The sequence below is a fragment of the Staphylococcus simulans genome, from assembly GCF_025561465.1.
Lineage (GTDB): Bacteria > Bacillota > Bacilli > Staphylococcales > Staphylococcaceae > Staphylococcus > Staphylococcus simulans.
Genome location: NZ_CP095100.1, coordinates 1,458,324 through 1,471,537, shown reverse-complemented (window position 1 = coordinate 1,471,537; position 13,214 = coordinate 1,458,324). Strand labels below are relative to the sequence as shown.

Genomic DNA, 13,214 nt, shown 5'->3' with positions numbered 1-13,214 from the left:
CGCTTTACTCTAAAGGATTAAAATCGATGTTGCGGAGAATAAAAAAGATGCATCTGACTGATATTTAGTCAAATGCATCATAATTTTAAAGACCTGGATTATTCGCATGCTTAATTTGTAAGTAGCGAGATAAGCTGTAAACGATAATTCCAGCCCAAATAAAGATAAAGGTAACGAATTGATTTGTATCAAAAGGTTCTCTGTAAATAAAGATACCTAAAATAAAAATTAATGTCGGACCGATATATTGAATGAATCCCATTAATGATAAAGGAATACGTCTTGCACCTGCAGAGAACGAAATTAATGGAATCGCTGTAATAGCCCCTGAGAACAATAGCCAGAATGTCGGCATGTTGATACCAATGGTTGTTTGATGTGAGATCCATAAATAAACGATATAAATCAAAGCTGCTGGCGTTGTAACGATACATTCAAATGTAATACTGCTTAAAGCATCAATCGGTACAATTTTCTTAAGCAGGCCATAAAATCCGAATGACACCGCTAAAATAATCGAAACAACCGGAAACTCGCCGATTTTTAACGTCATGTATAGCACGCCAATAAAAGCAAGGAAAATTGCTAACCATTCTAACTTATTGAATTTTTCTTTCATAAAGATCATCGCAAGTAAAATGCTGACAAGCGGATTAATATAATAACCTAAACTCGCTTGGAGTACGTGATTATTATTAACCGCCCAGATAAATGTGCCCCAGTTTATTGTAATGATATAGCCGGCTAGAATAATAGCCCAAAGTTGTTTGGTTGTTAAGGCTTTAATGCCACTTATAAATTGTGAACCTTTTCCCATTGCCATGATTAATACAACCATAAAAATCATGGATAAAATAATACGATAAGCGAGAATTTCAAACGGACTGATATCATTGAGCAACGACCAATAAATTGGTAATGTTCCCCAAAGGATATAGGCAATTATGGAGTATACTATGCCGCGTTTAAATTCTTGATTCATCCTAGTCACCCCAATTTTTCAAACTATTTACTTTTTCTTAGCCCAATATTGATAATACGTACATTCTATATAACCATTGAAGAGCTTTCTACGTTTTGTTGCTTTTTGTTGTGTTAAAAATTCAAATTCTTTATTACTTGTTAAAATGTACTCTGATAAGTTTTTGTGCTGACGCATCAACTTACCAAGATAGCGATACATTTCTTCAACTTCTTCTCTATCACCAATACGCTCACCGTATGGCGGGTTACCGATTAATGCGATAGGTTGATCGGTATGGATATCTAAAGTATTCACATCTTTGACACCGAATTGAATGACTTCACTCAATCCTACTTCTTCAGCGTTACGTATCGCAATGTCTACCATTTCAGGATCAATATCATATGCATAGACTTCAACTTCTTTGTCGTAATCTGCTTGTTGATCTGCTTCGTCACGCAATTGTTCGTATAGATCATCAGGCATGATATCCCATTGTTCTGAAACGAATGAGCGGTTAAAGCCAGGCGCAATATTTTGTGCAATTAAGCATGCTTCAATTGCGATTGTTCCTGAACCACAGAATGGATCGATTAAAGGTGTGTTGCCATCCCAGTTAGCTAAGCGAATCAACGCAGCAGCTAATGTTTCTTTGATTGGCGCTTCACCTTGTGCGAGTCTGTATCCGCGTTTGTTTAAACCTGAACCAGAAGTATCAATTGTTAAAAGTACTTCGTCTTTATGAATTGCGACTTCCAAAGGATACTTACTTCCTGTTTCATCTAACCATCCTTTATGTGCGTAGGCATCTTTTAAGCGTTCAACAATTGCTTTTTTCACGATTGCTTGAACATCAGGTACACTATGAAGCGTTGATTTAACACTTCGACCCTGTACTGGGAAATTACCATCTTCTGTAATGATTGTTTCCCAAGGTAATGCTTTGGTTTGTTCGAATAGTTCTTCGAATGTTGTTGCTTTAAAGCGTCCCATGACTAATCGGACTCTGTCAGCAGTACGCAGCCATAAATTACTTTTGGCAATTGCAGTTTCATCGCCTTCGAAAAATATTCTTCCGTTTTCCACTGTTGTTTCGTAGCCTAATGCGTTAACTTCTTTTGCAACGACAGCTTCAAGACCCATTGGACATACGGCTAATAATTGATACATATGCGTTGACCTTCCTTCTATTTTTGTTGATTTACTTTATTATTGTAGCAAATTTTGAAGCGGTAATATATGTGTAGTAAGCGAGATATCAAATAAAAAAGCTCTCCAATCTTGGAGAGCTGAACTAGTGAGGATATTTCTATAAGCCATGTTCTGTACCTTAGTACTGATAACGTGCACTAGTAGTCACTCGTACGCCGGTGGTAACCATCTGTCTGGAATAAGTATTTACGCACACTTATTCCCTCATTTATACGTTGAATTCCGCTAAATAAGTGCTCCTACCAAATTTGGATTGCTCACTCGAGGGGTTTACCGCGTTCCACCCTTTACATTTCTGTAAAGGCTCCGTCACTGTGGCACTTTCAAGCTACTTTAATCATATCCAAAAGACTTAGATTATTTCACTGCCGTCTATTAGCCTTGACTTATTGTTTCATCAAGCACGAACACTACAATCATCTCAGATTGTGTGAGCATGGACTTTCCTCTATATTGCTATAGCGATTACCCGAAATATCACTTCTTAAAATTATAGCATGGTTCTTTGTCTATGGTAAAGCTAATCCGAAAAAGCACAACTTTTCAGACTTCGAGCCATAAACTTAGAATAACTATTTTCCAAATACTGCTTTTTCTAAATTAGAGATACGTTTAAGAATATCTACATTACTAGAATTTGTGTTTGAAGAAAAACTTTTGTTTTCTTGTGGTCTAGAAGTAGCTACACGTAAACGTAACTCTTCAAGTTCTTTTTTCAACTTATGATTTTCTTCATTTAATTTAATTACTTCATTATTCATGTCTGCCATTTTTTGATAGTCTGCGATGATGTCATCTAAAAATGCATCTACTTCTTCCCTTCTATATCCACGTGCAAGGGTTTTTTCGAAGTCTTTCTCATAAATATCTTTTGCTGATAATTTTAAAGATACATCTGCCATTTTTTCTCCACCTCATTCGAAACTTTCTTCAGACCACTGTATATCACTGATGAATGTATTGATTTCATCAAACGTTACAACATCATAAGTATAGTTTGTTTGTTCTGCAAAATCAACTAACATCCGCTTAAAGAACTTTGGACTCGCTTCTTGTTCTTCATCATAAATTAGAACAGTCATATCAGTATGGTCTAGGATAAATTGATCTGTTTGTTTGAATTGAAAGGGCCCTTCGTAGGGTGCGTGATGCACTGAATCATGAAAATCAGCTTTTTCAATAATTTGTTGATACTTCAACTGATTTTGTTCATTCCATCGTTCTGTATGATTTTGAAAAGGTGTAATCACACCGAGCTTTAATTCAGGATACTCTTGTTGCAAGTCAAGCACCACTTCACCTGTCCACATTTCAATTCCTAATTGTCCTTGTATCAATACCCATTCTAAACCTTCCTCAACCAGATTTTGCAATTTATTTTTTAAAAATAATTTAAGGTATTTTACTTCAGGTGCATCATCTTTAAATATATTTAATTCATAGGATTTATAGCCGGTAACATATGCTGTTTTAACCATATTGCGTTTCACTTTCCTTTAAATAGTTTAAGTCATAGTTCACACTTTTCAGTTTATCCATAAAGAGTTTCCGGCTTGCTGAAGCATAATGACATTCGACAGAAAGGCGTTCTAAATTTTCTTTGAGTATTTGATACTTCAACTGATTCATGTATGAAAGCGCAATGATATTTTCTGCATAACCATCCAATTGGTTCAACAAATCATCGATGTGATAAGCAAAAGGCATCACCTCGTTTTTGAAATCATATGCCTTACCTGATCTAGCTTCTTCATATCTTTGTTTCATAATATAGGTTTGTTCTATTAATGTTGAGATAATGGTATACAATCACATTTCGCCTCCCTCACAATTAAATTATCATATATTGATAAGTACGTCATTTCAGAAAACCTTTAAATCCCTATGATAAAAGGGTTCAATATTGTTAAATAGCCTGATTAACGTTAAAATAAGTGACATATACACAAACCAATGTTTGCTTAAATACTAAAGGAAGGTTTTTAAGTAAGCTTTGTATTGATATAAGTTTCGAGAGTTTGCATCTCACTGTAAGTTGTGTATAATTATTACGGTTTAAAAACCTGTTGGTGTGGTGAAACAAATGAATTATCCAAATGGTAAACCATTTAATAGAAATAAGACTAAAGTTGGACGCACAAACCCATTCAATTCAAGTAAAATCAAGTATGGCGGACGTGGGATGACTTTAGAAAAGGAAATCGAATTATCAAACGATTACTACCTTTCTACAGGTAAAGCAGTAATACACAAGAAACCGACACCCGTTCAAATCGTAAATGTTTCTTATCCTAAACGCAGTAAAGCTGTGATTAAAGAAGCATATTTCCGCACCCCATCTACAACTGACTATAACGGTATTTATAATGGCCGTTATATTGATTTTGAAGCAAAAGAAACACAGAGCAAGACGTCTTTTCCATTACAAAATATTCATGAACACCAAGTTGCGCATATGAAATCATGCTATGAACAAAACGGAATTGTATTTTTACTAATTCGTTTTAAAGCATTAGATGAAGTTTATATGCTGCCTTATCGTTCCTTTGAAAACTTTTGGCAAAGACATCAAAATAACATCAGAAAATCAATTACAGTTGAAGAAATAAGAAAAAATGGTTACCATATTCCTTATCAGTATCAACCACGATTGAATTACCTCAAAGCCGTTGATAAGTTGATATTAGATGAAAGTGAGGACCGCGTATGACGGAAAGAAAGAAGACTTCTCATTCTAAGAATGGAAAGTCTGGTAAAAAACAGAATAGGAATATTAAGAGGACAATTATTAAGATTATTGGCTTCATTTTAATTGCGTTTATTGTCTTAGTCTTAGTTGGTGTTCTTTTATTCGCTTACTACGCATGGAAAGCGCCAGCGTTTTCTGATGCAAAATTAAAAGATCCTATACCAGCAAAGATTTATGATAAAGACGGTAAATTAATCAAGACACTTGATAACGGTCAAAGACGTGCGCACGTGGACTTAAAAGATGTTCCGCAAAATATGAAAGATGCCGTTCTAGCTACTGAAGATAATCGTTTCTATAAGCATGGTGCTTTAGACTATAAACGTTTATTCGGTGCGGTCGGTAAAAACATTACTGGCGGATTCGGTTCACAAGGTGCATCAACATTAACACAACAAGTTGTTAAACGTTCATTCTTAACCGATCAAAAGTCGATTGGCCGTAAAGCACAAGAAGCATACTTATCGTATCGTTTAGAACAAGAGTACAGTAAAGATGAGATTTTCCAAATCTACTTAAACAAAATTTACTACTCTGACGGTGTTTATGGGATTAAAGCAGCAGCTAAATATTACTTCGACAAGGATTTGAAAGATTTAAATTTAGCTGAGGAAGCGTACTTAGCAGGTTTACCTCAAGTACCTAACTTATACAATGTATATGATAATCCTAAAGAAGCGGAATCTCGTAAAGATACTGTATTATACTTAATGCATTATCATAAACGTATTTCTGAACAAGATATGAAAAAAGCGCAAGATACACCAATTGAGAAAAACTTAGTTAAACGTAGTGCTGATGATCGTGCAATTAAGCCAGATAATAAAGATCCTGAGTATAACTCATATGTGAACTTTGTGAAGTCTGAATTAATGGCACATCCTGAGTTCCAAGACAAAAATCTTGGCGACTTAATGAATAGTGGTATTAAGATTTATACTAATATGGACTCTAGCGTTCAAAAAGCATTGCAGAACCGTATTGATAACGGCAATTACTATAAGAACGAAGATCAACAAGTTGGTTCAACAATTGTTGACAGTAAGAGCGGTGGATTAGTCGCAATTTCTGGTGGCAGACACTTCAAAGATGTTGTCGACCGTAACCAAGCAACTGACCCTCACCCTACTGGTTCTTCATTAAAACCATTCTTGTCTTACGGACCAGCAATTGAGAATATGCAATGGGCAACAAACCATGAACTTCAAGACGAATCAGAATACATGGTAGATGGTACTACATTCAGAAACTATGATACGAAGAGTCATGGTAATGTCACACTTTATGATGCATTACGTCAAAGTTTCAACATTCCAGCATTGAAAGCTTGGCAACAAACGAAACAAGATGCTGGTCAAGACGCACCTAAGAAATTTGCAGACAAAGTTGGCTTGAAATATGAAGGTGAAATTGGTCCTTCAGAAGTACTTGGTGGTTCATCATCTGAATTCTCACCTACTGATTTAGCTTCTGCTTTCGCAGCGTTAGCTAATGGCGGTGAATACAACCAAGCACACGGTATTACTAAAGTTGTTGATCAAGAAGGTAATACTACAGAGTTTGATCACAAACACCACAGAGCTATGCATGATTACACAGCATACATGCTTTCAGAAGTACTAAAAGGTACATTTGAAGCTTGGGGTTCTGCTTATGGTCATGGCGTATCTGGTGTTAACTTAGCAGCCAAAACTGGTACAGGTACTTATGGTTCAGAAACTTACCAACAATACAACTTACCTGATAACGCAGCGAAAGATGTATGGATTAACGGTTTCACTCCTAAATACTCAATGTCAGTTTGGATGGGCTTCAATAAAGTTAAAGAATATGGTCAAAACTCATTCGTTGGTCATAACGAACAAGAGTATCCACAATACTTGCTTGAAGATGTGATGTCAGATATCAGTCCTAGAGACGGACAAGACTTCCAACGTCCAGCTTCAGTTAATGGTTCAAGCAAATCTGACTTATACGTTGCTAGCAACCCTGACCACAATACTACAAACCGTAAAGTAAACGGTAATGGTACTACTCAAGGCGGCAGCAGTAATAGCAACAATAGTCAACAACAAGGTTCAAATAACAGAAGTCAAAACTTTGGTAACAATAACCAACAAGGACAAAGCAATAATCAACAACAAGGCAACAACAACCAGCAAGGCGATAATCAAAATGGCAATGCATTATCAAGATTCTTTAATCTACATGCCATTTTCAATAATAAAGCTTCATAAATAATAAAAGTGCAGTGACTCAAATTTCTGAGCACTGCACTTTTTTCTATACTTAATAATATGAAAAGACATGTTTGAACAAGAAATTCAAACATGTCTTTTATCATTTTCATTTAAATTATTAGCGTTTTTGATGTGCTTGTCTTGCTTTATACGCTGCGTTCATTTTAATGAGTTCACTGATGAGTGTTTTCATCTGACGATAACCCATAAAGTGATGTTTTCGTTGATGAATATAATCAAATCGTTCTTGGAAATTAATGGGCACAACTGGATAAGTTTCTAATTTATCGTAATCAATTGTTTCAACATTGTTAATCTGACAAAAATAGTGTTCGATTAAAGTTAAATATTCATCAAGTAACGCTTTTCCTTGGTCTGATGTTAATTGTTTCTTTTTCGCAAAGACATCAATTTGGGCTTCTAAAGCTTCAAAATCAGATTTTGTAATCAAAAAATCACCTCTTATGCTTTAGCTTCTTTTCTTAGTTTTTCACGATATCGTTTCTGCCCTTCTCTACAATCATCGAATAAAGGACAAATATCACATTTCGGTGCACGTGCCAAACAGTGATAACGTCCAAAGAAAATCAGTTGATGATGACTTTGATTCCATCTTTCTTTTGGAATAATTGAACACAGGCGCTCTTCTACCTCTTTGACGCTGTCTTTCCATCGATTAATACCTAATCTTTTAGAAACACGTTCTACATGTGTATCAACTGCTAACGCTGGTACACCGAATGCGACACTTAATACAACATTCGCAGTTTTTCGACCAACACCTGCAAGACTTTCTAAATCTGTACGATTATTAGGTATTTTGCCATCAAATTTATCGATAAGTGATCGGCATAGCTTTTGAATGTTTTTGGCTTTATTACGATATAACCCAATTGAGCGAATATCTTGTTCCAGTTCTTCTAAACTGACATCCAAATAATCTTGTGGTGTTTTATACTTTTTAAATAACTCACGTGTTACTTTATTAACTAATACGTCTGTACACTGTGCAGATAGCAACACCGCAATGGTTAATTCAAATGGATTATCATGTTTAAGCTCACATTCTGCATCTGGAAACATTTCATCAATGACATCTATCATACTTAATGCCTTTTTCTTACTTAACATTATGATTCCTCCTGATTCAACCAGTCAAATTTCGGAATGCTTTTGACTGTATGTTTCATTTGCGGTGTATGGTATTGACTACTGATCTTTTTAGAGTCCTCCACTGTTTTAACGTTGTTTTTCTTCCAATTTAATAGGATTCTATCAATGTATTTAAAGCTCATTTTTTCTTGACTCAATGCTTCATTCACCGCAGCTTGAATCACTGAAATATCATGGTGATCAACGTCAATCCACTGATTTAATGTATCAATTTCAATGGGTGATAAAGGACGGCCAAATGCGCTTTCAATCATTTGGAATAATGACTTAAAGGACTCTTGGTTATTCATTTCACGTTGTTGTGTTTCTTGGGATTTTAAAATTTTACTGAAAGATTGATAAAAACCATCTAGATTCATAAATTCAGCAAAACGTCCTTCTTCATCTTTTTGTACTGTTAAATCTAATAAGTCTAATTGAATTAGACGCTGAATAACACCTGTCACTTCACGTTCCTTCATCGTTGTACCTTTACTAAGATATGAAATAGAAGGTTGTTTATTTGAATGCTCATATTCATAAATTAATTTTAATAAGATGATTAAATCAGTTTCTGATAATCCCATGTCAGCATAGTGATCGAGTAATTCTCTTCTAATAACAACGGGGCGTTTTCTAAGTAATTCTATATCCAAAGTGACCCTCCTTTTTTGATATTTTACCTATTGAAATGGTCCAGTCATCGTTTACACACATGACTGGACCCATTTATTTTTCATTCAAATCATAGAATTGTTTATGGATATAAACGGTTTAATAAGCGTGGGAATGGTGCTGTTTCTCTAACGTGTTCTACGCCAGAAATCCATGCCACTGTTCTTTCTAAACCTAAACCGAAGCCGCTGTGAGGTACTGAACCATAACGACGTAAGTCTAAATAGTACTCATAGCTTTCTTTATCTAAACCATGTTCTTCGATACGTGACTCTAATAATTCTAAGTCATTAATACGTTCAGAGCCGCCGATAATTTCACCGTAACCTTCAGGTGCGATTAAGTCAGCACATAAGACTGTGTCTTCATTGTCTGGATTTGGCTGCATATAGAATGGTTTGATTTTTGTAGGATAATTTGTGATAAATACTGGTAAATCATAATGGTTTGCGATCGCTGTTTCATGCGGTGCACCAAAGTCTTCACCCCACTCGATGTCATCAAATCCTTCTTGTTTTAAGTATTCGATTGCATCATCATATGTGATACGTGGGAATGGTGTTTTTACTTTCTCAAGTTTAGAAGTGTCTCTGTCTAAGATTTTAAGTTCTAAGGCACAATTCTTAAGTACAGATTGAACAACATGAGCAACGTATTGCTCTTGTGCTTCTAAACTGTCGTCGTGGTTATAGAAAGCCATTTCGCCTTCAATCATCCAGAATTCGATTAAATGACGGCGTGTTTTAGATTTCTCAGCACGGAATGTCGGACCGAATGAGAAAACTTTACCATATGCCATTGCTGCTGCTTCTAAATAAAGCTGACCACTTTGTGATAAGAAGGCATCTTCATCGAAATATTTAGTGTGGAATAATTCACTTGTACCTTCTGGTGCACTTGCTGTTAAAATTGGTGGATCAATTTTAACGTATCCGTTATCGTGGAAGAATTCGTATGTTGCACGAATAATTTCATTACGGATTTTCATCACTGCATGTTGTTTTTTAGAACGTAACCATAAATGACGGTGATCCATTAAGAATTCTGTACCGTGATTTTTTGGTGTGATTGGATAATCATGTGCTTCATGAATAATCTCAATAGATTTAACTTGCATTTCATAACCTAAATCTGAACGATTATCTTCTGTAATTGTACCTGTAATGTACATTGATGATTCTTGATTTAAGTTTTTAGCTGTCGCAAATGTATCTTCATCTACTTCAGATTTCACTACGACACCTTGCATGAATCCAGTTCCATCACGTAATTGCAAGAATGCAATTTTACCGCTAGAACGTTTGTTTTGAAGCCAAGCGCCAATTGTGACTTCTTGACCAATGTAGTTCTTTGCTTCTTTGATTGTAGTCTTCATTATTCAAACTCCTATACTTCTTTTTGACATTTATTAGAGAATTAATGATTGCTCGAAACTTCTAATTTTATCAAGTTGCTTTGAGCATTTGATTAACTTTTAACCCGTATATATTTTATCAAATAAATGCGTTTTCTTCTAGTTGATAAACTCTATTGTGCGGTTAATCGCTTTAATATTTTACTGAACTTTTGCAGATTACCGATTTGCTGATTGAATGCTTTTAACGTATGCATAAAGAAATGCTGATAATTACTTTTGATTAAGCGGTCATCAAAGGAAACAATGATGCCTTTATCATTTTCGTTTCGAATTAAACGCCCTAATCCTTGTCTGAAACGAATGACTGCATCAGGCAGCACATAGTCTTTAAACGTGGAGACAAACTCTGAATCCATCAACCAGTATTTCGTATTGTTCTGATTCATAAACGGCAGTTTTGCAATCATGACACATTTAATGCCGTCACCTTGAAAATCAAAGCCTTCAAAGAATGTTCCTGTTCCTAATAAGATTGCTTTATCAAAGCTGTTGAATTGTTGCGCTATTTTATAGTTTTGACTATTGTTTTGCTGTGACAAGATAATGTAATCTTCAAAATCAGGTAAGTCATTTAATAATTCTTGAACATGATACATCATTTTGTAACTTGTAAAGAGCACTAAACATTTAGATTCAGTCATATTTACATATTCAGTAATATAACTGACAATCGCGTGCTCATATTTTTCTACATCACGATAATGATAAGGCTCAACATCATTTGGAATAAAGATAGTTGCTTTATTTTGGTTATCAACTACATCGTCAATAATATACGTGTTGAATTCAGCATCTTGGTTAAACCACTTTTTATAAGCTTCAAAGGATCCATTAAAAGTTAACGTGCCTGAAATAAAAGTTAAGGCATTAAACTTGTCTAAAATTTGATGTGAAAGTATATCTTTCACCTTATAATCCTTCACATAAATCGTAATCGTTGATTTCTGTTCTAAATTTTTAATGGATAAAAAGCATGTGTGATCTGCTTTTAAACTTTGTTCAATCGCACGGAAGTGGTCATTGATGTACAGTAAATGTTTACGAATTGATTTGATAGTTTTATGACTCATGCCATTAAAGTATTCTAACGTTAAGTTCAATTTATGGATAATCTCATGGATATCTTTTAATATCGGCGCTTTATCAAATTGATTTACAAAATGAATCTTATGATTATCATCATCATGAATCGTAGAATCATGGATAATATCGAAGATTGTCGTAAATAATTGTTCATTCAATTCATGAATATCATTTACTGCGGTTTTAAGTCCAAAAACATCAATCGGTGGAATATCTAATCTTTCTAAGATACGTTTTTGTTCAAGACGATCTACTGCCTTTAATAGTTTTTCATTTTCAGTCTTACCGATTAAACCTAGTTGATATTTAATATCTGAATAGCTGAGTTCATTTGTGACTTGGTCTAATGCATAATCTGGTAAGCGATGTGCTTCATCGATAATACAGTCTTCAAACAATTGATAAATACTATTTTCTTGAGAAGCATGTATTAAATGCGCATGATTTGTTATACCAATTTGGATATTTTGTGCATTACGTTTTAAGAAATTATAGTAATGAATATCATGACGGACCGGCACATAAGTTTCAGCTTTTTGCTCTAAATACATCTTTTGTCCGCCTTTAAGATTAAGCTCTTGAATGTCCCCTGTTTCTGTGTGGGTAATCCATATCAACAACTGCATTTTAAGTAAAGTTACATCGTAGTTTTGTGTTTCGTCTTTAAGGATTTGACTGATGAGTCCTAAAGAAATATATTCACGTTTACTTTTGATAATCGCCGCATTGATACGGTAACCAAGTACTTTTTCTAGTGTAGGTATTTCATGTTCTAATAACTGATTTTGCAATAACTTAGTATTTGTTGAAATCATGACATGTTGTTTAGTTTCAATATTATACATCAGTGCTGCAATTAAATACGCAATAGATTTACCTGAACCTAAAGGTGCTTCAATCAATGCTTTATCATTATGCATGAGTTGATCTAAAATAATTTCTGTTAAATAAAGTTGCTTTGGTCGATATGTGAACCCCAAAGCGTCAATGACCTTTTTATAAAAGTCTTCAGTTGAACCTTCAAAATCAATGGAAGGTGCTTTGAAATCGACTTGTTTTCTGTAAATGATTTGTTCAAATTGAGCGTATTGATTATCTAATGGCTGATCGCCATGATGTCTAACCATTTCAAACAATACATCATGTAACTGATATTTTAAATCTTTGCTTAAGTAATAAAGTTGTTTCAATGTATCAGTCGGTAATGCGTTCAATACATTAAAAGCTTTAACCATTAATTTTGCTGTAGTAGCCGCATCTTCATCAGCGCGATGAGCATTATTCAGTGGAATATTATGATTTTCTGCTAATTCACTCAGCTGATAGCTTTTATCCATTGGAAATGCAATTTTAAACAATTCTACAGTATCAATCGTTTTTCTAGGATGATAAGTAATATTACATTTTCTAAATGCATTTTTTAAGAAGTTCAAATCAAAAGAGACATTATGTGCAACAAACACACAATCCTTCAAGACTTCATAAACTTCATCTGCAATTTCATGAAAGTATGGCGCTTGTGTTAACATAGCGTCTTCGATTGACGTGAGTGCCTGAATGAAAGGCGGAATTTCTAAGTCTGTCTTTATTAAAGAGTGGTATGAGCCGACAATTTCATAATTACGTACAAATGTAATACCGATTTGGATGATTTCATCATAATCCTTCTGGTTACCTGTCGTTTCTAAATCTACCACTGCATAAGTAGTTTGACTCACACGA

Annotated in this window: 12 protein-coding genes and 1 other RNA gene; 2 read left to right on the top strand and 11 right to left on the bottom strand. The window is 34.6% G+C overall.

All coding sequences use genetic code 11. The features are described from left to right. Positions 1–85: 85 nt before the first annotated feature. From rarD to MUA87_RS06880, 6 genes are all read right to left on the bottom strand, one after another. Positions 86–982: an EamA family transporter RarD gene (gene rarD / locus MUA87_RS06905; protein ID WP_107540486.1), complete on the bottom strand. Its 897-nt coding sequence runs from the start codon at positions 980–982 to the stop codon at positions 86–88. Positions 983–1,009: 27 nt separating this feature from the next. Continuing rightward, positions 1,010–2,134, bottom strand: a complete 1,125-nt coding sequence (locus MUA87_RS06900; RefSeq protein ID WP_002480950.1) for a THUMP domain-containing class I SAM-dependent RNA methyltransferase — start codon at positions 2,132–2,134, stop codon at positions 1,010–1,012. A gap of 137 nt (positions 2,135–2,271) precedes the next feature. Then, positions 2,272–2,653: RNase P RNA component class B (rnpB, locus tag MUA87_RS06895), an RNA gene on the bottom strand. A gap of 95 nt (positions 2,654–2,748) precedes the next feature. Further along, complete coding sequence (gene gpsB, locus MUA87_RS06890) at positions 2,749–3,078, bottom strand: cell division regulator GpsB (RefSeq protein WP_002480951.1); 330 nt, start codon at positions 3,076–3,078, stop codon at positions 2,749–2,751. A 12-nt stretch (positions 3,079–3,090) separates the two neighbouring features. Next, the gene (locus tag MUA87_RS06885; RefSeq protein WP_262550353.1) at positions 3,091–3,654 is read right to left on the bottom strand and encodes an SLOG family protein; all 564 of its coding nucleotides are present in this window, start codon (positions 3,652–3,654) and stop codon (positions 3,091–3,093) included. Then, positions 3,647–3,985, bottom strand: coding sequence for a DUF1798 family protein (locus MUA87_RS06880; protein WP_002480953.1), 339 nt, complete (start codon positions 3,983–3,985; stop codon positions 3,647–3,649). The genes MUA87_RS06885 and MUA87_RS06880 overlap by 8 nt, the downstream gene beginning before the upstream one ends. A gap of 274 nt (positions 3,986–4,259) precedes the next feature. Here MUA87_RS06880 and recU point away from each other — a divergent pair, with 274 nt between their 5' ends. Next, the gene (gene recU, locus MUA87_RS06875; RefSeq protein ID WP_023015200.1) at positions 4,260–4,886 is read left to right on the top strand and encodes a Holliday junction resolvase RecU; all 627 of its coding nucleotides are present in this window, start codon (positions 4,260–4,262) and stop codon (positions 4,884–4,886) included. Further along, positions 4,883–7,162: a transglycosylase domain-containing protein gene (locus MUA87_RS06870; protein WP_262550351.1), complete on the top strand. Its 2,280-nt coding sequence runs from the start codon at positions 4,883–4,885 to the stop codon at positions 7,160–7,162. The genes recU and MUA87_RS06870 overlap by 4 nt, the downstream gene beginning before the upstream one ends. Positions 7,163–7,283: 121 nt before the next feature. On the opposite strand, the gene MUA87_RS06865 is transcribed toward MUA87_RS06870, so the two are convergent. The 5 genes from MUA87_RS06865 to MUA87_RS06845 form a co-directional block, all read right to left on the bottom strand. Further along, positions 7,284–7,616: a YpoC family protein gene (locus tag MUA87_RS06865; RefSeq protein WP_002480956.1), complete on the bottom strand. Its 333-nt coding sequence runs from the start codon at positions 7,614–7,616 to the stop codon at positions 7,284–7,286. Between the two features lie 11 nt (positions 7,617–7,627). Then, the gene (gene nth, locus MUA87_RS06860) at positions 7,628–8,296 is read right to left on the bottom strand and encodes an endonuclease III (protein WP_002480957.1); all 669 of its coding nucleotides are present in this window, start codon (positions 8,294–8,296) and stop codon (positions 7,628–7,630) included. Further along, complete coding sequence (locus MUA87_RS06855; RefSeq protein WP_002480958.1) at positions 8,296–8,973, bottom strand: DnaD domain-containing protein; 678 nt, start codon at positions 8,971–8,973, stop codon at positions 8,296–8,298. The genes nth and MUA87_RS06855 overlap by 1 nt, the downstream gene beginning before the upstream one ends. Before the next feature lie 101 nt (positions 8,974–9,074). Then, positions 9,075–10,367 (bottom strand): asparagine--tRNA ligase, encoded by a 1,293-nt coding sequence (gene asnS / locus MUA87_RS06850; protein ID WP_002480959.1) that lies wholly within the window; start codon positions 10,365–10,367, stop codon positions 9,075–9,077. Positions 10,368–10,519: 152 nt separating this feature from the next. Next, complete coding sequence (locus tag MUA87_RS06845) at positions 10,520–13,210, bottom strand: helicase C-terminal domain-containing protein (RefSeq protein ID WP_262550349.1); 2,691 nt, start codon at positions 13,208–13,210, stop codon at positions 10,520–10,522. Positions 13,211–13,214: the final 4 nt, after the last annotated feature.

What these genes read in the sequence shown, in the direction of transcription:
- rarD (WP_107540486.1), bottom strand. Translation starts at nt 982, where the DNA reads ATGAATCAAGAATTTAAACGCGGCATAGTATACTCCATAATTGCCTAT.
- MUA87_RS06900 (WP_002480950.1), bottom strand. Translation starts at nt 2,134, where the DNA reads ATGTATCAATTATTAGCCGTATGTCCAATGGGTCTTGAAGCTGTCGTT.
- gpsB (WP_002480951.1), bottom strand. Translation starts at nt 3,078, where the DNA reads ATGGCAGATGTATCTTTAAAATTATCAGCAAAAGATATTTATGAGAAA.
- MUA87_RS06885 (WP_262550353.1), bottom strand. Translation starts at nt 3,654, where the DNA reads ATGGTTAAAACAGCATATGTTACCGGCTATAAATCCTATGAATTAAAT.
- recU (WP_023015200.1), top strand. Translation starts at nt 4,260, where the DNA reads ATGAATTATCCAAATGGTAAACCATTTAATAGAAATAAGACTAAAGTT.
- MUA87_RS06870 (WP_262550351.1), top strand. Translation starts at nt 4,883, where the DNA reads ATGACGGAAAGAAAGAAGACTTCTCATTCTAAGAATGGAAAGTCTGGT.
- nth (WP_002480957.1), bottom strand. Translation starts at nt 8,296, where the DNA reads ATGTTAAGTAAGAAAAAGGCATTAAGTATGATAGATGTCATTGATGAA.
- asnS (WP_002480959.1), bottom strand. Translation starts at nt 10,367, where the DNA reads ATGAAGACTACAATCAAAGAAGCAAAGAACTACATTGGTCAAGAAGTC.